Annotated in this window: 22 protein-coding genes and 1 pseudogene; 7 read left to right on the forward strand and 16 right to left on the reverse strand. The window is 61.6% G+C overall.

The features are described 5' to 3' along the window. The first annotated feature begins 63 nt into the window (after nucleotides 1-63). From J8C06_RS14670 to J8C06_RS14695, 6 genes are read left to right on the forward strand one after another with little or no spacing between them, the layout of a single operon-like run. Entirely contained in the window at nucleotides 64-675 is a 612-nt protein-coding gene (locus J8C06_RS14670) for a TetR/AcrR family transcriptional regulator (protein ID WP_211430168.1), read from the forward strand. A gap of 45 nt (nucleotides 676-720) precedes the next feature. After that, the gene (locus tag J8C06_RS14675) at nucleotides 721-1,173 is read left to right on the forward strand and encodes a PaaI family thioesterase (RefSeq protein ID WP_211430169.1); all 453 of its coding nucleotides are present in this window, start codon (nucleotides 721-723) and stop codon (nucleotides 1,171-1,173) included. 55 nt (nucleotides 1,174-1,228) lie between these two features. Beyond that, nucleotides 1,229-2,374, forward strand: coding sequence for an ABC transporter permease (locus J8C06_RS14680; protein ID WP_211430170.1), 1,146 nt, complete (start codon nucleotides 1,229-1,231; stop codon nucleotides 2,372-2,374). Between the two features lie 55 nt (nucleotides 2,375-2,429). After that, complete coding sequence (locus J8C06_RS14685) at nucleotides 2,430-3,188, forward strand: ABC transporter ATP-binding protein (protein WP_211430171.1); 759 nt, start codon at nucleotides 2,430-2,432, stop codon at nucleotides 3,186-3,188. After that, nucleotides 3,185-4,240: an HlyD family secretion protein gene (locus J8C06_RS14690; RefSeq protein ID WP_211430172.1), complete on the forward strand. Its 1,056-nt coding sequence runs from the start codon at nucleotides 3,185-3,187 to the stop codon at nucleotides 4,238-4,240. Before J8C06_RS14685 ends, J8C06_RS14690 begins: the two co-directional genes overlap by 4 nt. Further along, entirely contained in the window at nucleotides 4,237-5,670 is a 1,434-nt protein-coding gene (locus J8C06_RS14695) for an efflux transporter outer membrane subunit (RefSeq protein WP_211430173.1), read from the forward strand. The genes J8C06_RS14690 and J8C06_RS14695 overlap by 4 nt, the downstream gene beginning before the upstream one ends. A gap of 78 nt (nucleotides 5,671-5,748) precedes the next feature. On the opposite strand, the gene J8C06_RS14700 is transcribed toward J8C06_RS14695, so the two are convergent. The 8 genes from J8C06_RS14700 to J8C06_RS14735 all read right to left on the reverse strand — a co-directional run bounded on the left by J8C06_RS14700 (nucleotide 5,749) and on the right by J8C06_RS14735 (nucleotide 15,095). Then, nucleotides 5,749-6,837 (reverse strand): DNA adenine methylase, encoded by a 1,089-nt coding sequence (locus tag J8C06_RS14700; RefSeq protein ID WP_211430174.1) that lies wholly within the window; start codon nucleotides 6,835-6,837, stop codon nucleotides 5,749-5,751. Continuing rightward, complete coding sequence (locus J8C06_RS14705; RefSeq protein WP_211430175.1) at nucleotides 6,830-7,687, reverse strand: hypothetical protein; 858 nt, start codon at nucleotides 7,685-7,687, stop codon at nucleotides 6,830-6,832. Before J8C06_RS14705 ends, J8C06_RS14700 begins: the two co-directional genes overlap by 8 nt. Nucleotides 7,688-8,144: 457 nt before the next feature. After that, on the reverse strand, nucleotides 8,145-9,884 hold the full coding sequence (gene ggt / locus J8C06_RS14710; RefSeq protein ID WP_211430176.1) for a gamma-glutamyltransferase: 1,740 nt from the start codon (nucleotides 9,882-9,884) through the stop codon (nucleotides 8,145-8,147). Between the two features lie 13 nt (nucleotides 9,885-9,897). Further along, nucleotides 9,898-10,860 carry a ChaN family lipoprotein gene (locus J8C06_RS14715; protein ID WP_246602126.1) on the reverse strand — a complete coding sequence of 321 codons (963 nt, stop codon included), beginning with the start codon at nucleotides 10,858-10,860 and terminating at the stop codon, nucleotides 9,898-9,900. A 9-nt stretch (nucleotides 10,861-10,869) separates the two neighbouring features. After that, a complete protein-coding gene (locus tag J8C06_RS14720) occupies nucleotides 10,870-11,814 on the reverse strand; it encodes an alpha/beta hydrolase (protein ID WP_211430177.1) in 945 nt (314 codons plus the stop codon). Continuing rightward, a complete protein-coding gene (locus tag J8C06_RS14725) occupies nucleotides 11,811-12,200 on the reverse strand; it encodes a carboxymuconolactone decarboxylase family protein (RefSeq protein WP_246602127.1) in 390 nt (129 codons plus the stop codon). Before J8C06_RS14725 ends, J8C06_RS14720 begins: the two co-directional genes overlap by 4 nt. A 103-nt stretch (nucleotides 12,201-12,303) precedes the next feature. Then, nucleotides 12,304-12,927, reverse strand: a complete 624-nt coding sequence (locus tag J8C06_RS14730; RefSeq protein WP_211430178.1) for a hypothetical protein — start codon at nucleotides 12,925-12,927, stop codon at nucleotides 12,304-12,306. 65 nt (nucleotides 12,928-12,992) lie between these two features. Then, entirely contained in the window at nucleotides 12,993-15,095 is a 2,103-nt protein-coding gene (locus tag J8C06_RS14735) for an MFS transporter (RefSeq protein WP_211430179.1), read from the reverse strand. Nucleotides 15,096-15,375: 280 nt separating this feature from the next. Between J8C06_RS14735 and J8C06_RS14740 the strand changes: the two genes are divergently transcribed. Continuing rightward, nucleotides 15,376-18,129 carry a cation-translocating P-type ATPase gene (locus tag J8C06_RS14740; protein WP_211430180.1) on the forward strand — a complete coding sequence of 918 codons (2,754 nt, stop codon included), beginning with the start codon at nucleotides 15,376-15,378 and terminating at the stop codon, nucleotides 18,127-18,129. Between the two features lie 81 nt (nucleotides 18,130-18,210). Here the strand turns inward: J8C06_RS14740 and bchU are convergent, their stop codons facing one another. From bchU to J8C06_RS14775, 8 genes and pseudogenes are all read right to left on the reverse strand, one after another. Beyond that, nucleotides 18,211-19,281, reverse strand: a complete 1,071-nt coding sequence (gene bchU / locus J8C06_RS14745; RefSeq protein ID WP_211430181.1) for a bacteriochlorophyllide d C-20 methyltransferase BchU — start codon at nucleotides 19,279-19,281, stop codon at nucleotides 18,211-18,213. A 337-nt stretch (nucleotides 19,282-19,618) separates the two neighbouring features. After that, nucleotides 19,619-20,365 (reverse strand): DUF1287 domain-containing protein, encoded by a 747-nt coding sequence (locus tag J8C06_RS14750; protein ID WP_455423729.1) that lies wholly within the window; start codon nucleotides 20,363-20,365, stop codon nucleotides 19,619-19,621. Nucleotides 20,366-20,393: 28 nt separating this feature from the next. Further along, nucleotides 20,394-21,293 carry a DNA-methyltransferase gene (locus J8C06_RS14755; RefSeq protein WP_211430182.1) on the reverse strand — a complete coding sequence of 300 codons (900 nt, stop codon included), beginning with the start codon at nucleotides 21,291-21,293 and terminating at the stop codon, nucleotides 20,394-20,396. A 63-nt stretch (nucleotides 21,294-21,356) separates the two neighbouring features. Next, nucleotides 21,357-22,562 carry a molybdopterin-synthase adenylyltransferase MoeB gene (moeB, locus tag J8C06_RS14760; RefSeq protein WP_455423739.1) on the reverse strand — a complete coding sequence of 402 codons (1,206 nt, stop codon included), beginning with the start codon at nucleotides 22,560-22,562 and terminating at the stop codon, nucleotides 21,357-21,359. Then, nucleotides 22,548-22,808 (reverse strand): annotated as a pseudogene (locus J8C06_RS15540) (MoaD/ThiS family protein); the annotation flags it as partial. The gene moeB and the pseudogene J8C06_RS15540, both read right to left, overlap by 15 nt. Before the next feature lie 7 nt (nucleotides 22,809-22,815). Beyond that, nucleotides 22,816-23,241: a M67 family metallopeptidase gene (locus J8C06_RS14765; RefSeq protein WP_211430184.1), complete on the reverse strand. Its 426-nt coding sequence runs from the start codon at nucleotides 23,239-23,241 to the stop codon at nucleotides 22,816-22,818. Nucleotides 23,242-23,257: 16 nt separating this feature from the next. Then, nucleotides 23,258-24,184 carry a PLP-dependent cysteine synthase family protein gene (locus tag J8C06_RS14770; RefSeq protein ID WP_211430185.1) on the reverse strand — a complete coding sequence of 309 codons (927 nt, stop codon included), beginning with the start codon at nucleotides 24,182-24,184 and terminating at the stop codon, nucleotides 23,258-23,260. A 6-nt stretch (nucleotides 24,185-24,190) separates the two neighbouring features. Further along, nucleotides 24,191-24,832: a peroxiredoxin gene (locus J8C06_RS14775; RefSeq protein ID WP_211430186.1), complete on the reverse strand. Its 642-nt coding sequence runs from the start codon at nucleotides 24,830-24,832 to the stop codon at nucleotides 24,191-24,193. Nucleotides 24,833-24,838: the final 6 nt, after the last annotated feature.

The raw sequence follows: 24,838 nt of genomic DNA on the forward strand, positions 1-24,838 counted from the left end.
TGGTGAACAGTGTTCACTAATCTAACGGCGTTTCAAAACAGACCTCACCACAGGACGCGCGTCATGGGCGTGCAGGAACGCAAAACCCGCTACAAAGCCAACGTTCGGCGGCTCATTCTCGACGCGGCCCGCGAACTCTTTGTCACCGAAGGCTACCAACACACGTCGCTGCGCAAAATTGCCGAGAAAATCGAATACGCTCCCGCCACCATCTATCTGCATTTCCGCGACAAGTCCGAACTCCTCGACGCGCTCCTGACCGAGACCTTCACCGAACTCGACGCCAAGCTGCGGACGCTGTCTCAGCGCGAAACCGACAGTCTGACCGCCCTGCGGCGCGGGCTGCGAACCTACATCGAGTTCGGGCTGACGCATCCCAACCACTACCTGCTGGCTTTCGTTCAGAATGAAGCCATGTTTGACGGGGAACGCAAACAACACAAGCTCAAACATGGCCCGGCCTGCTTTGACAACCTGCGCCAGGCGGTGCTGCGCGCCATTGCCGATGGCTACCTCGTCGCGGATGACCCGGAGGCCACGGCACAGGCGTTGTGGTCGGGGATCCATGGGCTGACGTCACTGCTGATTACGCAACCGGACTTTCCCTTCGTCGCCAAGCGCAAGCTGGTTGACCGCCTGCTGTCCATTCTCATTGACGGCGCGCGCCGTCGGTAATTTTTTTGTCTTTTAGTGAACAATGTTCAGAAAAAGGACGCCGTTATGTCAAACAATCGCCTGAAAGCCTTTCAACGCCTCATCGGCCAACCACTGGCCGAACACAGCCCGTCCCCCCTGGCCCGTTGGCTCGGCGGCACGCTCGAGCACGCTGCGCCGGGCGAGACGACCTTCGCCTTCGTCGTCCGCACTGACATGGCGAATCCCGCCGGCATCCTCCACGGTGGTGCGGCCGCCGCCATCATGGATGAAGTCATCGGGGCGACCGTTCACGGAACGCTCGAAGTGAATGTTTTCTACACCTCGGTCAACCTCGTGATTGATTTTCTCGACAGCGTTCCGGTCGGCGCCGCCATCACGGCCACGACGCGCGTCATCCGCCAGGGGAAAACCATCATCAACGCCGAATGTTGGCTCCGTGATGCGCAGGAACGCCTGCTCGCTCACGCAACAACGAACATGCTGCGCACCAACGTCCCACTCCAGATGGGTGAGTGATGCCCAGCCTTTGCCCTCGCCAGCCGACTGGCGGCGAGAAGAGAGTGAGGACGAGATGAATTTCGTTGCCCTCAAGATGCTGCTTGGCGACCGCTCCAAGTTTCTCGGCCTGGTGTTCTCCATTGCGTTTGCTGCGTTTCTCATGGCGCACCAGGCGTCCATTTTCTGTGGTTTGATGAACCGTACCCGCAGCCAAATCAAAGATATTCCCGACGCCGATGTCTGGGTGATGGACAAAGAAACCCAGTACATTGACGAAGTGGCCGCGCTGACGACCAATGACCTCTACCGCGTGCGCGGGGTTCCGGGCGTCGCCTGGGCCGTTCGGTTATTCAAGGGCAACCCACGGGTGCGCGCGGCGGATGGACGGTTTCGGACGGTCATCCTGATGGGTCTTGACGATGAGACGCTCGTGGGCGCGCCCCGGCGCATGCTCGTTGGCAACATTGAAGACCTCCGCCGGCCCGATGCGGTCATCATCGACCGCGCCGGCTTTTACTTTTTCTTTCCCAACACCCCGCTCAGCATCGGGCAGGTCATGGAAATGAACGACCGGCGCGTGACGATTGTGGGCATCTGCGAAGCGAGCGCTCCATTTGCCACGTTTCCGGTGATGTTCACCCGCTACAGCCAAGCCGTGAACTATGTCGGGCGGGAGCGGAACGCGCTGTCATTCGTTTTGGTCAAAGCGGCGGCCGGCACAGACGTTTCCGACCTGTGCCGCCGGATCAGCGCCGTCTCGCCAAAGCTCAAAGCCATGACCGGCTATGATTTTGAATGGGCGACGATTCGCTACTACATCCGCAACACCGGCATTCCGGTCAACTTTGGCATCACGGTCATGATCGCCCTGGTGGTCGGAACGGTCGTGGCCGGACAGACCTTCTACATCTTCACCATTGAAAACCTGAAGCAATTCGGTGCGCTCAAGGCGATTGGCGTCACCAATCTGCGCATCGTCGGCATGATTTTGCTGCAAGCCCTCCTGGTCGGCATCATCGGCTATGCGCTCGGCATGGCGATGTGCGCGGCATTTTTCGACCTGACCCGCGACGCCGCCATCCAACTCCGTGGCTTCATCCTGCTCTGGCAAGTCGCCGTCGGAACGGCCGGCGTCGTGTTTTTCATCGTCTTACTGGCCAGCCTGCTCAGCATCCGCAAGGTGTTGTTTCTCGAACCGGCCATTGTCTTTCGCGGTTAGGGCTGTCGCCTTCCACCACGGCTTTCCCACCTGCCCCCAGTGAGGTCTGAAAACCATGCAAGCACCTTCAGAACCAAGCCCCCAACCGGTGCCGCCTCAGGTCGTGCCGGAACAGGTCACGCCTGACATTGCCGTTGAGTGTCGCGCCGTGACCAAAGCCTTCGGACAAGGCGAGTCAAAAACCCTGGCCCTGCGCGGCGTGGACTTCCAGGCCCGCCTCGGAGAAATGACGTTTCTGGTGGGCGAAAGCGGCTCTGGCAAAACCACGCTCATTTCCATCATCGCCGGACTCCTGGACGCAACCGAGGGTGAAATCCACGTCCTGGGGCAAAACATGGCCGCATTGTCAAACACCAACCAAGTGCGCTTCCGGCGAAAGAACCTCGGCTTTGTTTTCCAGCAATTCAACCTCCTCCCGGCGCTGACGGCGGCGGAAAACGTCGCCGTACCACTTCTGGCGGCCGGTATGGCGCGCCCGGCGGCCGTTGCTCGCGCGACCGAACTGCTTGGGTCTGTTGGGCTGGCCCACCGGGCCGCACACGTTCCCTCGCAACTCTCCGGCGGTCAGCAGCAGCGCGTGGCGCTTGCCCGAGCCGTCATTCACGAACCGCGGCTCATCGTTTGTGATGAGCCAACTTCGGCCCTCGACGGCGCCACGGGGCGGACGGTCATGGAACTCCTTGCCGCCGTCGCCGTCCGGCCGGACCGCGCGGTCATCGTCGTCACCCATGACAGTCGTATTTTCAGCTTTGCCCAAGCCATTGCGCACATGGCGGATGGGAACGTAACGCACACTGAAAGGAGAACGCCATGAAACTTCAATCCCTGACGCTGCCGCTCATCACGATCGCCGCGCTCAGTTACGCCGGCTACTCAACCTATGTTTCTCAGCCGGTGCGCAAGCCCGAGCCGCCGCCGGCCGCGCCACCGCGCGCGCCTTATGCCCAAGGCGTGGCCGGCGTTGGCTTGGTCGAGGCCGGCGGCGAAAACATCGCGCTCAATACCCCGGTCGCCGGTCTCGTGACGCGCGTCTTTGTCAGGGCCGGTGACGATGTCAAACGCGGCGACCGGCTCTTTGAACTCGACAGCCGCGACTTGCAGGCCGAACTCGCGCTCCGCCGCCAAACGCTCGATGTGGCGCGCGCCCGGCTGGCTCGGCTCGAACAAGCGCCCTGGAGCGCCGACCGCCCGATGCTCGAAGCGAAGGTGCTTGAAACCGAAGCCCAGCTTGCCGATGCCGACATGCAGCTCAAGCGCATTGAAAACGTTTCTGACCAACGTGCCGTGCGGGCCGAGGAGGTCGAGCACCGCCGGTTCGCGGTTTTAGCCGCTAGAGCGCGTCATCAGGAAGCCAAGGCACAACTCGCCCGACTCGATGCCGGCACCTGGAAAGCCGACCTCGACGTGGCGCGAAGTGAAGTCAAGCTTGCGCAAGCCAACGTCAAACGAATCGAGGCTGACATTGAACGGCTGACGGTCCGCGCGCTCACCGCTGGCAAAGTCCTTCAGTGCAATGTGCGTCCTGGCGAATACGCCCAAGCCGGACAACTGGCAAAGCCGCTCATCACACTGGGCAATGCCGATGAGCTTCATGTCCGCGTCGATATCGACGAAAACGAAGCCCCCAAGGTCAAGCCAAGCGCGCGGGCCGTGGGTTACATGCGCGGCAAGTCAGAGGTTGCCATACCACTCGAATTCGTCCGCTATGAGCCGTTGGTAGTGCCCAAAAAGTCACTTACCGGGGATGCGACCGAGCGGGTAGATACGCGCGTTCTTCAGGTCATCTACCGGGTAGCCACCAATGATGCCGCGCTTTTCATCGGACAGCAGATGGACGTTTACATTGACCAAGGAGGGCAGCCATGATGAGTCTCTTGGCAAGCATGCGACTTTACCTTGGGCCGGCCCTCGCCACGAGCCTGTTCATCACGGGCTGTGCCGTCAAACCGCCGGTGCGCAAGGTCGTGGTCGAGACGCCTTCGGGCTGGACATCGGTTGCCGGGGAAGGCATATCGCTTCAACCGGCCGAACTGGATGCCTGGTGGAAAAATTTTCATGACGCGCAATTGACGCAACTCATTGACCGCGCGCTCGCGGGTAATCTGGACATACGGGTTGCCGTGGCGCGGATCCGGGAAGCGCGCAGTCAAGCCGGGATTGCCGATGCGGCCAAGTATCCGGCGCTGGGCGCGGCGGCCAATGTGCAGCGCCTTCGGGGTGGGCTTCCACAGGGCATTGGGCGGGTTGCGAACCTGCCGGGCATCTCGAATGAAATCGGCATCTTCCAGGTTGGCTTCGACGCCAACTGGGAACTTGATTTCTTTGGCGGGACGCGCCTGGCGGCGCTGGCGGCGCGCGAGCAGGCCCGCGCGGCCGAAGAAGCTCTCCAGGGTGTCCGGCTCATGACCGCAGCGGAAATTGCGCGGCTGTATGTCGAGCTACGGGGCGCCCAGCAGCAACGCGAGATCGTACAACAGCAAATCGCCGTTGCGCGGGAAACGCTGGAACTGGTTCGCACCCGTTTCGAGGCCGGGTTGGCCCAACAGCTCGATGTGACGCGCGCCACGGCGCAGTATGAAACAACGTGCGCGGCGGCCCCACCGCTTGAAGCTGTCATCCGCGACAGACATGACCGGTTGAGCGTTCTCGTGGGGATGCCGCCCGCATCACTAAATGAAATGCTCACCGACGCCAAGCCGCTTCCCATGAGGCCGCCTGAGATTCCGGTCGGACTGCCATCCGACCTCTTGCAGCGGAGACCGGACATTCGGCAGGCTGAGGCCGAGTTATCGGCCGCGCTCGCCCAGTTAGGGGTGGCCCAGACCGAGCGATTTCCAAAGTTTGCCTTGACGGCTGGCGTGGGACGCCAGGCCACGAGCGTGGCGGGGCTTACCCTTGGCGCGGGAAACTTTTTCGCCGTTGGTCCGAATGTGCGCCTTCCGATCTTTACCGGCGGACGCATTCGCAACAACATTGCCGCCCGCGACGCGCAGGTGGAGCAAGCCGCGCTCCGGTATGAGCAGACGGTGCTGCGCGCCTTTGAGGAAGTCGAGCGCGCCCTCGTCGGTTACTTGCGCGAAGGTGAACGCCGGCGCGCGCTGGCAGCCGCGACGCTCGAACAACAGGAAGCCGCCCGCTTGGCTGAAGTTCGCTATGCCGGAGGCTTGGAAGATTTCACAACCGTTCTCGACGCGCGGCGGGGGCAACTGTCCAGCGCCCTGGAGCAAGTCGAAAGCGAGACGCAACAGCTTCGCCAGGCCATTGCGCTCTACAAGGCGCTTGGTGGCGGATACTAGCGCGACTGGGAAGGGCGACGCCGTTGCCCTTCCCAGCCATTCCTGGACGCTTCCACCGGGCAAGGACGGTGATGGGTTTCAGTTGAAAAGCAAAGGTTGGCGCAGACTGTGGTGGGCGAGCGCCACTAGGTCGGCCGGCAGCGGCCGGCGGGACACGACATAGAGAAACTCCTTGTTTCTGAGGTGGCTGACCTCTCCGACCTTCTCGCCATTGGGGTTGTAGATGCCGATTTGAGCGCCGACGTAACGCTTGAAATCCTGCTCGATGACCACCATCTGTCCCGCGCCTCCCCACAGCGATTGCAGGAGCGCCGTCATCTCAGCCCGCGACAGGTAGCCTTCGTCGTTGAACGAAACGATGATCGTCGGGGCTTGAATCGCGTTGAGCACTTGCCGGAACGCGCCGGCAAAGCGTGACCGGGCGTTGAAAACACTTCGCCGCTCGCGGACATCCAGGCGCTTGCAGGCGACGCCGTACACCGGCGGCTTGTCCCACCGGACCAGCGATTCCCAGATGTGGTAGTTGCCGAGATAGGAATGCTGATTGTAAGGCGGATCGAGGTACGCGACATCGGCTTCCAGCCGTGAGGCCGCTTCCAGCGCGTCCAGACAAGTGGCCTGTCCTTTGCCGTGCCGTGCGCGTGGAAGGACATCCGGGACGCGGAGTTCGAGGTCGTTGAGGGCGCGCGGCGCCCACGCTTTGAGGTAGGCCATCTGGAGACCAGTGGTGGAATCCACGCGATCCGCGGCTTCCATCAGCGCGACCAGCGCCACGGCTTCCAGCTCCGGAGGCAACCCCTTCGCGGCAATGGCTTCCCGGATGGCGTCAATTCGCTCCCCGTTTTTCGGATGAAAGAAGCGCGCTTTCACGCAGAACGTCTCGGTGACATAGCCTGGCGCGCCTTTCAGCCGGTTGAACTCCTGAATGAGTTTCTGTGCGTCGGCGAGCACGTCTTCGGCGTCGGCCTGGACGTAGCAGCGGGCGAGCGTGGCCGCATAGGCCAGGTAGTCGTTGGCCAGCACCCGGTAGCCGTCCGCTTTGAGGGCGTGGCCGACCCGTGACGTGCCGGAGAAAAGATCGATGACCGACCGCGTAGGGCCGAGGCGCCGGGTGACCTCACGGATGAGCGGGATGAGCGTGCGCTTGGAACCGATGTACTTAATCAACTGCGGCTACTCCACTGCGAGGTTTGTCATTGAATAACCATAATAGCAAGCCACTCAGGAACTTCTGATATTCAGGCTGCGTACAGGCATATTCCATAGTAAACCACGGAAACTTCTTTAGCCGTTCAGCTTGTATGTGAAAATTAACATGATATTTGTTCTTGTAGCGCACAAATGCACCGTTAGCTAGAATCATCAAACTGCACTGAGTGTAGCGAGTAGCTACTTCAAGATACTGCATTATTTGAAAAGAAAGCCGTTCATGAGCATTACCATCAACCTGTCTGCGATTGCTTGACTTAGCTGTCTTGTATTCTAGAAGAATCTTTTCGTGTAATGCTCCCGCTTTCACAAGAAGAACTGTATCATCAAACCCAGTGCTCATCCCATCATACATTGACGGGTAGGCCTTTTCAGCAAATCGCCCCTTGCTTGGGGCGTAATCCCTAATAACTTTATCCTTGCCAGGAAAGTTCTCAACGAGTGAGTGAACTGTATACTCGGTCTCAAGCCAACTTTGGTCTGGTTCTCCAGTCATTCGCGCGCGCTCGTCTAGCTCGTCTTTGTACGGAACGATGAGCTGTCTTTCACCAACGGTCAGCTCGTGAAAGATACGCCTATGCCATACGAGCTTCTTTCGGAATCGAGCACCAAGCCTCTCCTCACGTTTTGCGCCGTTTGCGCAACAAAGTTCACTAAAAGCATTCCACATTTGCTGAACAAGGGATTCAAACTCGCTGCCTTCCAATCGTGAGCCAGTGCCCGTGTTCGCCAAGCTTTTTGGTGCTTCAAAACTCTCCATCTGTTCGCAAATACTCGCGATCTCAGGGTTTAGATTGGGCGTAGACATCTCTAAGTCTTATCCTGCAAGATTTATCAGATAGTGCATCAACAAAAGTTTAGAGGAGAAATCTCTCTCGAAATTTCGGAAAAGGATGTTGTTTTGCATTGATAACAGAATTGTCTGATGGAAGCACATACTGAGAAATAAAACTATCTGGCTTGAAAGCTTCTGAACTGCCCGATGAAGTGTATACATCGCTCATGACATTCTGGGCAAGTTTCGTACTCCACCCCAAAGTTGGTGTGGAAGAAGCCGGTCACGCAGGCTAGCCATAGCTTTCCGCTCTAAATCCCTGTATCTCCCTTTTCCTTGGAATCATTCCATCAGAGTCACTCTCTGGCTCACCCAAACCTTTCTGACCGTGAAGCGCCAACCCTTGGGGAGCGCTGAAATCGGCGCGCCACTGGCGAGCATGCCTGTGACACCCTTCAGAGCGCCTTCAGTACCTCATGTCCAACCAGACCTAATACCCAACCGCCAAGGCATCTGGATTGCGCGGGTCGGACGCCCCCAATCGCGCGCCCGTTGTGTCAATCATGATCCCTTCGGCGTCCCCATTGTAACGCGGGACGACATCCAGCCGATGCCCTTTGGCTTCGAGCGCGCGCTTCGTGTCCGCCGTCATCCCGTATGGCTCCCACATCACGACATCCGGCAGCCACTGATGGTGCAACCGCGGCGCGTCAATTGCCTGCTGGAGATTCATCTTGTGGTCAATAATGTTGATGACGACCTGCAACACGGTCGAAATGATGGTCGGCCCACCGGGGCTGCCAATGGCAAACCACGGCTTGCCGTCCCGAAGCACAATCGTCGGCGTCATGGAGGACAGCGGACGCTTGCCAGGCGCAATGCTGTTGGCTTCGCCCTGCACCAACTGATAGGCGTTCGGCTCGCCAGGCTTGGCCGCGAAGTCATCCATTTCGTTGTTGAGCAAAACACCTGTTCCCGGCACGGTGACACCGGAGCCGTAGGGACCGTTGAGCGTGTAGGTATTCGTGACAATGTTGCCGTCGGCATCCACGACCGTGAAATGCGTGGTTTCAGCCGATTCAAACCGCGCGGCCGGCAGTCCCGGCTGCACGTCAGCGCTCGGCGTGGCGCGGTTGGGATCAATGGTCGCCCGGCGCGCCTTGGCATAGTCCTTGGAAGTAAGTTTCTCGACCGGCACCGGGACGAAATCCGGGTCGCCCATCAACATTGCCCGGTCAGCGAAAGCCCGGCGCATGGTTTCAATCAAGAGATGATTGGCTTCGGATGAACCGGGTCCCAGTGCTGCCAAGTTATCGCCTTCGAGCTGGTTGAGGACGTTGAGCAAGACAATGCCCCCAGAACTGGGCGGCGGAAATGTCACGATTTCATAACCACGGTAGCTCCCACGCAGCGGTTCGCGCTCAACCGGACGATAGCCTTTCAAGTCTTCCAGCGTGATCAGCCCGCCATTGGCGGCCATTGCCGCTGCAATTCGCCGCGCGGTTTCACCTTCGTAAAACTCGCGCGGGCCGCGCTTTTCCAGTCGTTCCAACGTTGCTGCCAGTTCTGGCTGGCGCAGGATGTCACCCTCTTGGTAATAGTTTCCATCGCGCTGAAAAATCCGGCGACTATCAGGAAAACGCGACAGCCGCTCGGCAATCCGCAGCCCCCTTTCAAGGGCATAGCTGACCGGAAACCCCTCCTGCGCGAGACGCCGGGCCGGAGCCACGACCTGCGCCCACTTGAGACGGCCGTACTTGCGCAACGCCAGCTCGAAGCCGGCTACCGTACCGGGGACACCGGCGGCGGCGTACCCGAGCGTTGACTTCTCGGCCAGAAGCCGGCCGTCGGGACCCAGGTACATGTCCCGACTGGCGCGCGCCGGAGCGGTTTCACGGTAATCAATCGCCGTCGTCCGCCCATCCGCCATGCGAATCAGCATGAACCCGCCGCCACCCAGGTTGCCCGCCACGGGAAACGTCACGGCCAGCGCCAAGCCCACGGCCACGGCAGCATCCACGGCGTTACCACCGCGCTTCAGAATATCCACCCCAACCTGGGACGCGAAGGCACTGGCGGAAGCCACCATGACGCGCCTGGCGCGCACCGGCTGCCGCGCCACCTGTCCGCGGGTCACGGGTGGCAGAAGCGCCCCCACGCACGCCACGGCGATAACCAACCTGAACGCCACCGAAGGACGCCAATGAAGCGACTGAGAATGACTTTTCATGAATTTTTCAGATTCAGGAACGCGGCTTGACACTGAGCGCCACGAAGTCACCCAGCTTGCCAAACCGCGCGACATCAAAAGCTTCCGGATCGCCAGCATCTGCCACGACCGTCACCGAGAGCATGCGCGTTCCCTTGCGATATGCAGCCAGATGCTCTGGAATCCCCATGCCTTCCTCACTGTGGAAGCGCCCGTTGACGTGGAGCACGAGCGGCTGCGGCGACGCGGCCAGCGCCTCGGCGATGGCGTGCGCCATGGAAGCATCCCACAGGGACTGCGAATCGAGCATGCGCGAAAGGTTGGGCCTGCGCCGCTCCCCGTCTCCGCCGGCCGAGCCGTGCAGCTCAGTCATCAGACGCTGGAACTTGGCTTCATACTCGGCCGAAGCCAAGCCGTACGGGAGCGGTGGCAAAAATGACCGCGCCGTTTTCGATAGCCTCGCCAGCGCGTCGCGTCCCTCGCGTCCGACCAAGTTCACGTAACGGCGCGGGGCATTGGCCGCCACCACCGGAAGGCGGTGCGCCTTGGCAAACTCAACCAATGGGCGGTAGTCGCTCTGGTAGTTGTTCCACGGCCGGCTGCACGCCAGAAATTGCGACTCAGGAATCAGACCCGCCAAGTACTCGTCCAAAACAAGCTGAACATCGCGCTCGAACATCTCCAGGGAGAGAACGATTTGACGCTTTTCCACCGCTCCGTCCGCGCCGTAGCGCGCATAAGCCGCGCGCAGCAGGTCGAGTTGCAGGGCATGCGCCCCAGCATCATCGTGCGATTCGCCGATGAACACCACTTCGGCCCGCGCCAGCGCACTGACCAAGTCATCCAATGTCGCCGGCTGTCCGTCCGGCTTGTACAGCCGATACGCCGGTGCCTCTTGCCCGGTAACCTGTGCCATCGCGCCTCCCAAACCAAGCCAAAGGATGAGGCCCCACGCCGCCAAGCCGTAGTGACGCCACCTTCCCCGACGTTCACGCATGTCGCACCTCTATTTCCTTCTCGACTTTGCCGACCCAGGCGAAACGGATGGCGCCAGCGTCCGCCAGCAGAAGCCGAACGCCGCTTCACTGCGCGCCACCAGAAAGGCCCACCCGTGGCCCCCGGTCGCCAACGTAAACTCATGTGGCACGCGGACGGCATCGAGCGTTTCATGCAACCGTTGGTTGCCAATGTCAAAGCGGTACCGATCCTCGGAGCCGACATCGAAATAGATGTTGAGCGTCCGAATGGCGTCGGCGCGCGCCCGCGCCACCGCCAGCGGACTGTGGGCTTCAAAAAATTCCGCGTCAGGCGGATCGCCATACAGCTTTGTCGCCAGGCCATAGCGCCACAGTCCGATGCGGTCATCCGCCGACTGGGGCGGACGGGGCACTTCGGTAAAGATGGCCGCGCAGTGTGCCGCCACCCCGGCAAACAGCGATGGATGCTTGAAGGCAATCAGCAGGGCCCCATAACCACCCATCGAGATACCGGCAATCAGACGGCCCTGGCGCGTTCCAAGCGTCCGGTAGCGTTTTTCGACGAACGGCAGGAAGTCCCGCACGATGGCGTCTTCATAGCGGTCGCCCTGTTTCGCATTGATGTAAAAGCTATTCTCGCCGCGCGGGATGGCCACGATGAAGTCGCCGACCTGCCCCTTGGCGCGCGCCGCATCCAGCGCCGCCTGGACGCCCCGCGCTTCCCAATCCCGCTCGTCGTTGAACATCCCATGGAGAAAAATCACCAGCGGGTAGCGCCGCTCCGGGGATGTCGCGTAGGACGGCGGCAACGACACCGCGTAGGGAACATCGCGGCCGAGACTGTCCGAGCGAAACACGCCGTATTCCATCGAACCCGTCGGGTTGAGGTTATCCGTGGCGGCCTGCGCCTCTGGCCCCAACCCGAGGACCAAGACCACGAGCCACCACCAGGCACAGATTGAAACCGGCTTCATGACGCGCTTGAACTGGCGGCCGCCGGCGTGCTGGGAAAGTGGTTGAGGTTGAGCCGTTCGGCGCAGCGATCCGACAAATCAATCATGGCGGCGGCATTGATGGCGGCGGCAATGCAAATCGTTTCGCTGATCTCTTCCTTGGTTGCCCCAAGCTCCAGGGCTTTTTTCATGTGGCCGTCCAGACAACCTTCGCACTTGGCGACCAATGACGCCGCAATCGAGATGAGTTCCTGGATTTTAGGGTCGAGGACGCGCCGTTCCGGCGTGTAGTACAGCTCTTTGTAGTACGCGCCATAGACTTTTTTCATGCGCGGTTCGAGCATCGAATAGGAGTTGGTCGGGGCGTTGCCGGCTGTCGGAATCAATGGCTCATTGGCGTCAGGCATAGCCGTTTTTCCTCTGTATCACCAGAGACACCAAGCGCGCCTCTGACAAAAGTCAAAAGTGAATCCGGCGGCGAGACCTAGCCGGCTCGCCGCCAGCTTGTGACTACTTCACCATGGTTAGTTTTTCGCTGAACGACCGGTCGCCGTAGTTGATGGTCATTTCGACCATGTTTTTCTTTGACACCAGCGAAATCCGCATGGCGTCGCTCTGGGGCGCGCCGGGCTTGAATTCCACGGGGCGGGACGCCACGATGGGTCCATTGGGCGTCTCGGTAAAGACATTGCCCGGCACGAGAAACGTGCCACTGTCGCCACTTGGTTGGAAGCTCCGCACCTGCATGCCCATGCGGGGCGCAAGACCCTTGGGCACGATCGTCAGCACGTAGTCGCCCGGCTCGAAATCACGTCCGAAGAACTTCGCCCGTGCCTTGAGCGTCAGATGCGCCACCGGCCAGGTGCGCATGCTGTAGAACTGGTTTCCGCCGTTTTCGATATAACCAAAGGTCTGCGCCCCCCACGGCAGGTTTAAGTAGCGCACTGTCACGGCGTCCGCCACGTTGCCCAGCTTGGCCGAGGTGGTCTGAATGGTCGTGGCCTTGCGGGGGTCGTTGTTGCCCATGGCCATCCCTTCCTGCACCACCGGCAGGGCCGCAGGGGAAGCTGTCAGCGCCGGACTCAAGCCAAGTAATGCAACCAACGCCAAGGTTCCAGTACGAATCATCGTCATTGTCTTTTCCTCTCGGAATGAAAGTGAAACTCGGAGGCGGCATCTCAGCCGCGCCACACGTTTTCCTACGGTAGCATGAGTGCTTGCCGAATGAAGCCGTCAATAGCTTCTACATATCGCTGCTGGGCTACCAAGTACGCTTCGCCGTGGGCGGCCCCCGCAATCACCAGCTTGCGTTTTGCCGGGTGACGGGCGGCACGGTAAAGGGGTTCAAGGGTCGTTTCAACCGGCATGCGCTGGTCGCGGTCGCCCCCAATAAACAAGATTGGTGCGGCAATACGTCCGGCAGCGCGTTCGAGATCGAAGTCATCTACGGCAAAGCCCATCCGCCAGGCGGTGGTGTAGGTCAAGAGGGGCGCAACCGGCCACCGGGGCAGCCCCAAATAGCGGAGGTCGCTGGCCACCGCGTCGCGGAACGAGCGAAAGCTGCTGTCACTGATGACGGCAGCCACTTCCGAGGTTTCAGCCGCCGCTAGCAAGCTGGCGGCGGCACCCATCGAAACCCCCAGCAACACAATCCGATCACTGGGCGCGCGCCGACGAACAAATTCAACGGCGGCACGTACATCCCGGCGTTCAACGTAGCCAACGGTTGAAAACTCCCCTCGGCTTTGCCCATGGCGACGCACCTCGTACAACAAGACGCCATACCCCAGCTTCCAGAGTGCCACCCCCCGCTCGAGCATTTCATAGCGTGAGCGAAACAAGCCGTGGGTCAGCACCAGCGTGACCTGATGCGTGCGCGCCGGTAAATACCATCCGGTGAGCGGAATGCCAGCCGACTCAAATGTCACGCTTTCATACTGCGCACCCAGTGTGGTTGGTGTATCTGTTCGGCTGCGTTCATCCGGGCGCGTGCGCGCTTTGGTTATGGCCACACTGACCAAGTAGGGGAAACCAAGTCCAAGCACGAGCACCCAGGCTAGGCCGCGACGGAAGACAAACCACCAGAATTGGGGCTTGGGGAGGTCGCCCGACGCCCGCCCCATCTGCGGGTCATCGAGGCCACGCAAACAGGCCCAGGCAGCCAGGGTCATAGCAGCGCAGACAGCAGCCACCGCCAGGAAGCCGCCATTTCGATAAGCCAGGCCGGCGACCGCTACGGCGGCGACAATCCCCAACTGCGAGAAACCATTGCGCAAGGCAATAAAGGCTGGGCGCTCGTGCGGCGCGACCAGTTCGCTGGTCAGTGCCTGAATGGGCGCGACGCGCACCGCCGCACACAGCGCCGCAAAAGCTACCACGAAGTAGAGCCCCCACGTCCAGGCAAATGTCGGTGTAAGGAGTAAGCCCAGAGCCATCCAGAGGCTGGCTGTAACGGCCACCCGCCGCTTGCCATAGCGGTCGGCCAGCTTGCCCCCGACAAAACCCCCAATGACGGCCCCAAGGCCCGTCACGCCGAACATCAGACCTATGCGAAACTCATCGGCCCGGAAGGCGTCGGAAAGCCACGTTCCCAAAAACGCCGAGAAGGCAACCAGCCCACCCGAGACGAAAGCCGCGCCCAGAATCGCTAGACGGGTTGAACGTGAGCGGGTCGCCATGCGCCAGAGGTCGCGCACCACATTGGCAGGCGGGCCGGATGAGGGGCCAACCAGCGCCGGCTCCGGCAGGGGAAACCGCATGACCAACCACCCAGCCACGGCAACCGAAATTGCCGCGAACCAGAAGGCTGATGTCCAGCCAAAGCGTCCGACCAGGAAAGCGCCCAGCGGAACGCCAATAACCGGCGCCAGGAAGTAACTCACCGCCACCCCGCTCATCTGCGCCCCCCGCGCGGCATAGGTCGAAGCATTGGCCAGAGCGGCGATGGCCAACGCCGAGACCAGCCCCCCAGAAAACCCGGCGATGGCGCGGGCCAGGTAAAATACCCACAGGTTTGGCGCGAGCGCGGCCACTAGGGCAGCGGCGAAAGCCAGGAGCGAAGCCAATAGCAAGCCGCGGGTTGGCCGCATGGCGCGTCCCGGCCCCCCTAACCAAAAGGCTGTCGCGGCGTTGGCCAGTGAATACACGGCGGCGCTCTGCGCCACGGCCGATTTGGAAGCCCCAAGTCCGGCCGCAATGCTGGGCGCAATGGCCCCGATCACTTGGGAATCCACCAGCGCCGCGAGGATGAGGAGGCAGACTGCCCAGTAAGCCACGGTCTCACGGCTACTGGGAAGCGTCATGGGTAGTTGACTCCAAAACAAGACTACGGCGCGCGATTTTCTCGGCAACGCCACGCTCGTGCGCCACCGAGCGGGTGAATCATACCAGCTTGCCAGCCGACCGTCTCGCCATCGGGTAGCGTCGTCATTCTTGGCCGCTTACGATAGAAAAGGGCGGGCGGGACGCATCGCCCGGTCAGTCTTCAGTCCAGCGGCGCGGGCTGGAGTGCCCCCCTACGCTTGACCATCGAGAGCCAACCGGACCCTGCCACGTGGTGGCGAGTCCAAGGGAGACGACTTCATGCAGCAGGCTGATTCGGTAACGACCAATGCCCTACCAACCACCCCGTGGCATGCACTTTCAACGCAAGACGTTTACGCCCGCCTGGCGACGACCGCCAACGGGCTGACCCCGGAAGAAGTCACCGCTCGCCAACAGCAATACGGGCGCAACCTCTTGCCGTCCAAGCCACCACCCAGGCTCTGGCTGGTCATTCTGCACCAGTTCACGAACTCGCTCATCTACATTTTGCTCGTGGCCGGGATCGTTGCCCTGGCGATTGGCGATTTCAAGGACGCCGCGTTCATCTTTGGGGTTGTCATTCTCAATGCCGTCATCGGAACCTATCAGGAATGGCGGGCCGAGCAAAATGCTTACGCGCTCCAGAGCCTGCTTGAAATTCGCTCACGGGTCCGGCGCAACGGCGAGGTGCTGTCGGTTTCCGCCGAAGACCTCGTGCCGGGCGACATCGTTTTGCTGGAGTCCGGCGACAAGGTGGCCGCCGACTTGCGCTTGACCCAGGTTGCCAACCTTGGCGTGGATGAAGCCCTGCTCACGGGCGAATCCATGCCGATCACCAAGTCAGTCGCGCCACTGGCGGAAACGACGCCCGTGAGTGACCGGCTCAACATGGTCTTTGCCGGCTCGCTGGTCGTCACCGGACGCGGCACTGGCGTCGTGGCGGAGACCGCCACCCGAACGGAAGTCGGACGCATCGCACAATCGCTGATTGAAGTCGCCAGCGCCAAGCCGCCCTTGCTCGTCCGCATGGAACGCTTCTCGCATCAGGTCGGCCTCATCATTCTTGGGTGCTCCACACTCCTCGGCGCCGTGTCAATCTGGCAAGGGCTGCCTGTCCGGGAAGTTTTTCTGGTCATGGTCGGACTGGCGGTAGCCGCCATTCCTGAAGGACTTCCCATCGCGTTGACCGTGGCGCTTTCCATTGCCACGGCGCGCATGGCGCAGCGCCGGGTCATTGCGCGGCGGTTGGTTGCCGTCGAAAGCCTTGGGAGTTGCACCGTCATTGCCAGCGACAAAACCGGGACGCTGACGCTCAATGAACAAACCGCGCAGACCCTCCTCCTGCCGGATGGGATGCGCTTTGAGGCCAGCGGACAAGGCTACCGCGGCGAAGGGCAGGTCAGTCCGGCCGGCGGCGGCACGCTGGAGACAAACCAACGCGACCGCCTGCTGCGCTTGGGACGGGCCGCCATCCTCTGCAACGAAGGCGCGCTGACACGCACGGCGGATGGTTGGCGGCACAGCGGCGATGCGATGGACGTGGCACTGCTGGCGCTCGGCCACAAACTGGGCCTGTCGCCGGAGGCCGAACGTCAGGCCCACCCGCTACTGGTGGAAGTCCCGTTTGAATCGGAACGCCGTTACGCCGCCGTTGCCTACCGTGCCGGTGACCAACCGCGCGTTGCGGTCAAGGGCGCGGTCGAGGCCGTCGCCGGTTTCTGCCGGACGATGGACACGGCGCGCGGAGACCAGCCGCTTGACCTGGACCATGTGGCGCGGCAGGCCGATGCGTTGGCGGCCGAAGGTTACCGGGTGCTGGCAATTGCCGATGGCGTAGTCGAAACGACCCCAGGCACGCCCGCTGACCTTGAAACGATCAGCGGACTCACCTTGATTGGGTTGGTCGGTTTCATCGATCCGCTCCGGCCGGAAGTGAAAGACGCTGTGGCGCAAGCCCGGCGCGCTGGCGTCAAGGTGCTCATGATCACTGGCGATCATCCACTGACGGCATTGGCGATTGCGCGAGACCTTGACTTGGCGCAGACCACAGCCGAGACCATCACCGGCAAGGAACTGGCGGCCATTCCCCGCGAACAACTCCAGGACTGGCTTAGAGACCACCCGCGCGTACGGGTGTTTGCCCGCGTGACGCCCGATCAAAAACTGGCCATCGTGGATGCACTCGTGGCGCTCGGTGAAGTCGTCGCCGTCACTGGCGATGGCGTGAATGACGCGCCGGCGCTCAACCGCGCCAACATTGGCGTGGCGATGGGTTCAGGCACGGATGTCGCCAAGGAAGCGGCCCAAATCATCGTCACCGACGACAACTTTGCCTCGATTGTGGCCGGTATCGAGGAAGGCCGCTATGCTTACGCCAACATCCGCAAAGTGACTTGGTTTCTGATTTCAACTGGCACGGCGTCGCTCATCCTCATTGGCGGCACGGTCGCGCTGGCGCTCCCCATGCCGCTTTCGGCCGTGCAGTGGCTGTGGCTCAATCTGGTCACGAACGGCATCCAGGATGTGGCCCTCGCCTTTGAAGGTGGCGAAGCCGGCGCGATGCGCCAACCGCCGCGCAACCCGAATGAAGGCATTTTCGACCGGCGGATGATCACCCGCGTCCTGCTCGGCGGCGTCACCATGGCCATCCTCTGCTTTGGGCTGTGGGTGTATCTGATGCAGGTCGGGGTCGAAGTCACGGCCGCGCGGAACATCTTGCTGGCGTTCTTCGTGCTGATTCAGTTCTTTTATGTGCTGACCTGTCGTTCAGAAACCGAGTCGGCCTTTAGCATTTCCTGGCGGCGCAACCCAGTGCTGATTGGCGGGGCGCTCGTGGCGCTTGCCATTCATATCCTCTCGATGAACTGGTCGGTGACCCAGTCGGTGCTGCGCGTCGAGCCCCTGTCAATGGACAAGTGGCTTGGGCTGGGGGCCATGGCCACCATCGTGTTCATCGTGATGGAAACGTACAAGCGCTGGCAGCGGCTGGCCCAGGAGCGCGTGCGCACCCAGGAAGCCGCCATCACCACCTAGCCAAACATCTGAAAGCCTGGGACATCGTCGGGCGACGATGTCCCAGCCCCACATGAGGGCAACGACCAGACGTGGTGTGGGCTACGGCTTGCGCGCTTGGTAGAGCACGTGACCATGCCGTTCGACCTTGCGGGCGTCAGTGAACCCAAGCTGCTGGAACACGTCAAAGTATTCATCCTGCCGCTTGAAGGTCATCATCGCCGGGTCCACGCCGACGCTCGTCAGAAAGTGCGCCAAGTAGTCATAGTTGGCCAGCCCACGCTCATCACGCAGGAGCATGTCGGCAATGAGGACTCGTCCGCCGGCCGGCAGGGCCGCCTGGGCTTTGCCCAGCAGCATGGCGCACACCTGGGCATTGAACGGGTAGAGGATGCGCGCAAACAGCACCGCGTCACATGCCGGATAAGGGTCGCGGTACATATCGAGCGCCACCGGCGTAATCCGGTCGGTCAGTCCGTGGGCTGCCACGTTGTCCCGCACGATGTCGAGCGCCGACGGTAAATTGACGAGGGTAATGCGTTCGATGCCCGGAAAATGCTTGGCCAGGGCGATGGCAATGTCGCCGTTGCCACCACCGACGTCGAGCAGGTGGGTGACGCCGTCGAGATCAGCTTCGGCCACCAGCAAGTTACGCACGAAGTGGTTGTTGCTCCGGTGAATTTCCTCGTAAAATGCGCTGTCCTCACGGGTTTTCGGCGGCCAGGGCGTGAGCGCCGTGAAGTCCATCTCGCCCCGGATGACCTTCGCCAAGTGAACGTGATACCGCTCCATGATGGTGATGGCATAGCGCACGAACGGCTCCATGGTCAGATTCTCATTGCTTGGGTTGGGCGGCAGAAAGAACTGGCGCGCAAAGGGTGTCAGCGTCAGGGCGCCGTCGGCATCCTTGGCGAGCAGCTCCATTTCGATGAGCATGTCCGTGAACTTGACCAACCGATTGGGACGGCTGCCGGTTGCGGCCGCCAGGGCCTCGACCGACTGCGGCTGCCCGGCCAGTTGGGTAAAGATGCCGAGTTCGTACGCAGCCTTGAGGACGAACATATCCACCGTGCCGCGGTAGGTCATGTCGCACGCGCGGATGTATTGCTCGTAGAGCGCGTCATCGAGCACATCGGTCAAGCGTTCGGCCGTCGCCGGGAGCGGGTTTGACATAGGGGAACTCCTTTGCTGGGCTAAAAAGAACTGAAGGTCATGCAGTGAGACCTCATCCAACGTACAAAAACAGACGCTGACGCGCTATGCTGGTTTTGTAGGATGGAAGCAGCGAGTGTGTTCCCCGCTCGAAACGCATCGCAAGGAGGATCACGACCATGACTGCCATCTTGCTGGCTTGCCTGTTCGTTTTGGGTGGCTATGCGGCGCTGTGGGGCATCATCCAGCTCGTCGTTGCCAACACAAAGGATATTGCCGCCAACTAACTAGGTGTTCGATTGTTGCCGCGCCGGACGGATTGCCTTGCCGTCCGGCGCGTTTTCTTGTCCAGCGGGGGTTATGGCGTGAAATAGCGGTAATGACCGATCACCCGCCAGGCAAAAAGCACATCTTCCTGGCGCGCGCCGGCACCGATGTTGTGGATGATGAGCGGTCGCCCGGTGCGACTCGCCAGGTCATCCGTCACCAACCCAATGTGCGGAACACCGCCACCCAGGTCCCACGCCACGACATCGCCGGGCAGGTAGTCGGCCGGCTGCTGGCTCATTGCCGCGGCGCATCCTCGGCGCTGGAAATAGACCATGAGGTTCGGGACGCGCCGGTGGTCAATGTTTGGGTCGGGACGTGTCAGCCCCCAGCGTTTGGGATACGCCCCAAAGGCGCGGCGCATGTCCTCGTGGACGGCAACCTGTAAATCCACCCCGGCCGCCCGGAAAGCGCGAATCACGACATCCGTGCACACGCCCGTATGCGCTGGGACATCGCCACCCGGATAGGCCAGCTTGACGTAGGTCGGGTCATAGCCGGTCGTCACCTGCGTCTGCTCGCGGGCCGACGCCAGCAAGGCGCGAACCGGCGGCGAAAGCGGACGTTCACTTGGACGGGCCACCGGCGCCGGGGGTGAGGCCCGCATGTCCCCACTGCACGCGGCCGCGCCGAACTGAAGGAGTGTCAAACTCAGGGTCAAACCAAGGCGATACGGCATACCCATCCACCACGACCAAGTTTGGGGCAACGACCCGATGCTGATGATAGCGACCGGGTTGGCTTGACGGCGCATCGGCGGCCGGTTGCGGGCTGGCATCACCGAAGACCTCATGCGATCACCGGCTCTAGTCAGATGGAACCGAGCACCAAGCCCGCTGCCTTTCGACCGCTTGGTGCGGGGTTGGATCGTAACCGATCCATTCAATTCCCTCGACCCCGGCGAAGCGGCGGGCCATCACGGCGAGCGCCTCCGGGTTATGGTCAACCAAAATGAAACGCCGACCGAGTTCGAGCGCCGCGACGCCCGTCGTTCCACTTCCGGCAAAGAAGTCCAGCACCACGTCGCCGGGGCAGGACGACGCCTGCACAATGCGCCGCAGAATGCCAAGGGGCTTTTGCGTCGGGTAGCCGGTTTTCTCCGCTCCGTTCGTGGGGACAATCGTGTGCCACCAAGTGTCGGTCGGGAGCTTACCGCGAGCGGCTTTCTCCGGTCCGACCAGCCCCGGCGCCATGTACGGAATGCGTTCGATCTCGTCCACGTTGAAGACGTAGTTTGACGGGTCCTTGACGTAGAACAGGATGTTGTCGTGTTTGGCCGGCCAGCGGTCTTTCGGCCGGCCGCCGTAGTCATAGGCCCAGATGATCTCGTTCAGGAAGCAGTCCCGCCCGAAGATGCCGTCGAGGAGCACCTTGCAGTAGTGAACCTCGCGGTAGTCCACATGAAAGTAAAGGGAGCCACGCGGGGCCAGCACGCGGTGGGCTTCGGTGAGGCGTGGTTCGAGAAACGCCAGATAGTCGTCGAAAACATCGCTGAAGCGCTTCGTTCCGACGACAAGGCTCCGGTAGCGCTGCCCCTGGAAGCCGGTGCGGTCGCCGTCCGCCGAGCGGACGGTCTTGAGCTGGGTGCGTTGCTGAACCTTGCCGGTGTTGAACGGCGGGTCAATGTAGACCAAGTCCACCGACGCCGCCGGCAACGCCCGAAGCACATCCAGGTTGTCAGCCAAGTAGATTCGGCTGCCGGTCACATCATTCCTCGTGGCGCCGGCATCCCACGCTTTGGCCGTGTTGCCGCAGGCGTGGGTCTGGGTCTAGTACTTCGGCACGCTGGGGTCAACATCGGTGGACCAGGCCGTGATTCCCCCGGCCAGGTTGATGAGTTCGCCGGTAAAACCGGCTTTTTTGAGGGCTTCGATGGCGCGGGCGCTCCGGCCGCCCATCTTGCAGTGCACGATTGTCGTCCGCGTCGGATCGATTTCAGCCTGGCGCTCGACAACCTGCCCCAGCGGAATGAGCTTGGCACCGGGCAGGCGCGCAATGTCGTACTCGTGCGGCTCGCGGACATCAATGATTTGCAAGTCTTCGCCTGAATCCAGGCGGCGCTTGAGTTCGACGGCCGTAATTTCTTCCATGGTTGGTTTCTCCGGTGAGGCTGGCGGCTTGAGACCGCAAAACTGTTCGTAGTCAATGAGTTCTTTGATGGTCGGATGCTCGCTGCACAACGCGCACTGCGGATGCTTGCGTAGCTTGAGTTCCCGAAACTTCATCCGCCAGGCATCGAAGAGCAGCAGTCTTCCGATCAGCGTATCCCCCGCGCCTAGAATCAGCTTGACCGTTTCATTCGCCTGAATCGCGCCGACGATGCCCGGCAGCACCCCCAACACCCCGCCCTCGGCGCAGGATGGCACCAGGCCGGGCGGCGGCGGCTCAGGGTACAGGCAACGGTAACATGGCCCCCGCTCCCCCCAGAACACACTGGCCTGTCCCTCGAAGCGGAAAATCGAACCGTAAACGTTCGGTTTGTTGAGCAGCACGCAGGCGTCGTTGACGAGGTAGCGCGTCGGAAAGTTATCCGTGCCGTCCACCACGATGTCATACTCGCGGATGATCTCCAGCGCGTTGCGGCTGGTCAGGCGCGTTTCGTGAATTTCGAGCTTGACGTTGGGGTTGATGTCTTGCAGGCGGTCGGCAGCCGAAGCCACCTTGGGGCGGCCAATATCCTTCGTACCGTGGATGATCTGCCGCTGAAGGTTTGAGGCCTCCACCACGTCGAAGTCCACGATGCCGAGCGTTCCGACGCCGGCCGCCGCCAGATACATCCCCAGCGGCGCGCCCAGCCCACCCGTTCCCACCATCAGAACGCGCGCCTGCTTGAGCTTACGCTGACCTTCCAAACCGACTTCGGGCAGGATGAGATGGCGTCCGTAGCGCGTGTATTCCTCCGGCGTCAGGTCGGGCAAGGCGCGCGTGGCCGCATCACCGTCCGCCGCGCCGCCGGCAATCGAAGGCACGATCATGAGCGTTTCGCCGTCCCGAACCTGGGTGTCCAAGCCCTGCAAGGCGCGGATGTCCTCGTCGCCGACATAGACGTTGACAAAACTGCGGACGGCGCCGTTTTCGTCAAAAAGGTGCTTTTTCAGTTCAGGATGCGCCGCGCCGAGCGCCGCCAGCGCCTCGCCGGCGGTGGTGCCCGCGACTTCGATTTCGGCTTTACCGCCGGCAAAACCGCGCAGCGCCGTTGGGATCAAGATACTGACCGGCATAAGCGTTTTATCCTTTCACGATGGCTTCAGGGTTGAACCGGGTCCGATCGGCTTCCATTTCCCACGCCGCGACTTCCGCCGCCTGCCCCTGGTGGACCGACACGATGACATACGAATACACCGGCAAGGCATGGTCGAGGTCGTAGCCCGACGGCACGGCCGGATGGTCGGGGTGCGAATGGTAAAAACCAATGATGTCGAGTTGCTTGCCACGCGCGTAGCGTTCGCCACGCATCAGTTCCTGTGGCGTAATCAGGAAGCGGTTCCGCTTGGCGCTTTCCTCACGGGCATTTGAAATCGGCATGACTTCGACGGTCGTTTTTCGTCCGCCCTCGTCAAAGGTGCCTAACAACAGCCCGCAGCACTCGTGCGGGTAATCGGCCTCGCCGTGGGCGCGGATGGCGGCTTCCTGTTCGGTCGTCAGCGTGAGCATTGATCGATACGCAGGTCTATGTGCGCTTTCCTTCGTCCCAAAGATGATCGCTTAGATAGCGTGTCCCAGCGTCGCACAAAATGGTCACAACGACTGAGCCGGGCGGCAGTGTCCGCGCCAGTTCCAGGGTCGCCACGACATTTGCTCCGGCGCTGACGCCGACAAAGAGGCCCTCTTCGCGGACCAGCCGGCGTGCCATCGCCTGCGCCGCCTCGGTTGCGACTTCCACGTTGGCATCGGCCAACGTCGGGTCATAAATCCCCGGCACGAGCGCCGTCGCCATGTGTTTCATCCCCTCCAGACCGTGGAGCGGCGAATCCGGTTGCATCGCAATGCACTGTACCGTTGGACTCAGGGCCTTGAGCCGCCGGGCCGTCCCGACGAAGGTGCCGGAAGTTCCCAGCCCGGCCAGAAAATGGGTGACGCGCCCCTGTGTTTGCTCCCAGATCTCCAGCCCGGTGCCGTTGTAATGTGCCTGCCAGTTGGCGTCGTTGTTGTATTGGTCGGGATAAAAATACGTTTCTGGTTGCTCGGCGGCAAGCTGCTTGGCCAGCCGCTGCGCTCCATCGGTGGCTTCGAGCGGATCGGTTTCGATGATTTCCGCCCCATAGACACGCAACAGCTTCTTGCGTTCGGGACTGGCGTTCCTGGGCAAGCACAGGGTCACCGGGTACCCCAGCGCCGCCCCCAGCATGGCATAGGCAATGCCGGTGTTGCCACTCGTCGCGTCGAGAATCGTCTTTCCCGGATGGAGCGCGCCGCGGCGCTCACCGTCCCGCAGCATGTTGAGCGCGGCCCGGTCCTTGACCGAGCCGCCTGGGTTGAGATGTTCGGCCTTGGCATAGACCTCAACCCCTTCCGGCAACCCGGCCGTCACCCGTCGAAGCTGGATGAGTGGCGTGTTGCCAACGGCTGCTGCCAGAGTGCAGGGACGTTCCAGCATGATGCCTCACAGGGCTTTCTTGGCCAGGTACCAGTCCACGACCTCGTATTCACTCGCCTGGGCGCGGGCCGCCGCATCCGCGACGGTCTGGGGTGGCGGGACAACCACCTTGTCGCCCGGCTTCCAGTTGGCCGGCATCGAACAGGCGTTGGCGTCCGCCGTTTGCAGGGCCTCGAGCGCCCGCAGTATCTCATCAACATTTCTTCCCAGATTCATCGGATAGTAGATGAGCGCCCGCACGATGCCCTTGTCATCAATGATGAAGACGGCTCGCACTGTCGCCGTCTCGGAGGCACCGGGGTGAATCAGCCCGTACTTCTGGGCAACCTTCAGGTCGAGGTCGGCAATGACCGGAAAGGTAATCTTGACGCCGAAGTGGCGTTCGATGTCGCGGACCCAGGCAATGTGCGCCGGAACGGAGTCCACCGACAACCCGATCAACTGCGTCCGACGCTGCTCGAATTCCGCGCTTCGCTCGGCAAAGGCCACGAACTCCGTCGTGCAAACCGGCGTGAAGTCGGCCGGGTGCGAAAACAGCACCACCCATCTTCCTTTGTAGTCCGACAGCCGAATGACACCCTGCGTGGACTTGGCTTCAAAATCCGGTGCGGGATCGTTGATGCGTGGCAGCGCAATGGTTGTATCCAAGGTGTT

This window comes from Chloracidobacterium validum (genome assembly GCF_018304825.1).
GTDB classification, from domain to species: domain Bacteria; phylum Acidobacteriota; class Blastocatellia; order Chloracidobacteriales; family Chloracidobacteriaceae; genus Chloracidobacterium; species Chloracidobacterium validum.

Coding starts and splice junctions, on each gene's coding strand:
- J8C06_RS14670 (WP_211430168.1), top strand. CDS start 64: ATGGGCGTGCAGGAACGCAAAACCCGCTACAAAGCCAACGTTCGGCGG.
- J8C06_RS14675 (WP_211430169.1), top strand. CDS start 721: ATGTCAAACAATCGCCTGAAAGCCTTTCAACGCCTCATCGGCCAACCA.
- J8C06_RS14680 (WP_211430170.1), top strand. CDS start 1,229: ATGAATTTCGTTGCCCTCAAGATGCTGCTTGGCGACCGCTCCAAGTTT.
- J8C06_RS14685 (WP_211430171.1), top strand. CDS start 2,430: ATGCAAGCACCTTCAGAACCAAGCCCCCAACCGGTGCCGCCTCAGGTC.
- J8C06_RS14690 (WP_211430172.1), top strand. CDS start 3,185: ATGAAACTTCAATCCCTGACGCTGCCGCTCATCACGATCGCCGCGCTC.
- J8C06_RS14695 (WP_211430173.1), top strand. CDS start 4,237: ATGATGAGTCTCTTGGCAAGCATGCGACTTTACCTTGGGCCGGCCCTC.
- J8C06_RS14705 (WP_211430175.1), bottom strand. CDS start 7,687: ATGTCTACGCCCAATCTAAACCCTGAGATCGCGAGTATTTGCGAACAG.
- ggt (WP_211430176.1), bottom strand. CDS start 9,884: ATGAAAAGTCATTCTCAGTCGCTTCATTGGCGTCCTTCGGTGGCGTTC.
- J8C06_RS14715 (WP_246602126.1), bottom strand. CDS start 10,860: ATGCGTGAACGTCGGGGAAGGTGGCGTCACTACGGCTTGGCGGCGTGG.
- J8C06_RS14720 (WP_211430177.1), bottom strand. CDS start 11,814: ATGAAGCCGGTTTCAATCTGTGCCTGGTGGTGGCTCGTGGTCTTGGTC.
- J8C06_RS14725 (WP_246602127.1), bottom strand. CDS start 12,200: ATGCCTGACGCCAATGAGCCATTGATTCCGACAGCCGGCAACGCCCCG.
- J8C06_RS14730 (WP_211430178.1), bottom strand. CDS start 12,927: ATGACGATGATTCGTACTGGAACCTTGGCGTTGGTTGCATTACTTGGC.
- J8C06_RS14735 (WP_211430179.1), bottom strand. CDS start 15,095: ATGACGCTTCCCAGTAGCCGTGAGACCGTGGCTTACTGGGCAGTCTGC.
- J8C06_RS14740 (WP_211430180.1), top strand. CDS start 15,376: ATGCAGCAGGCTGATTCGGTAACGACCAATGCCCTACCAACCACCCCG.
- bchU (WP_211430181.1), bottom strand. CDS start 19,281: ATGTCAAACCCGCTCCCGGCGACGGCCGAACGCTTGACCGATGTGCTC.
- J8C06_RS14750 (WP_455423729.1), bottom strand. CDS start 20,365: ATGCCAGCCCGCAACCGGCCGCCGATGCGCCGTCAAGCCAACCCGGTC.
- moeB (WP_455423739.1), bottom strand. CDS start 22,562: ATGATCGTGCCTTCGATTGCCGGCGGCGCGGCGGACGGTGATGCGGCC.
- J8C06_RS14765 (WP_211430184.1), bottom strand. CDS start 23,241: ATGCTCACGCTGACGACCGAACAGGAAGCCGCCATCCGCGCCCACGGC.
- J8C06_RS14770 (WP_211430185.1), bottom strand. CDS start 24,184: ATGCTGGAACGTCCCTGCACTCTGGCAGCAGCCGTTGGCAACACGCCA.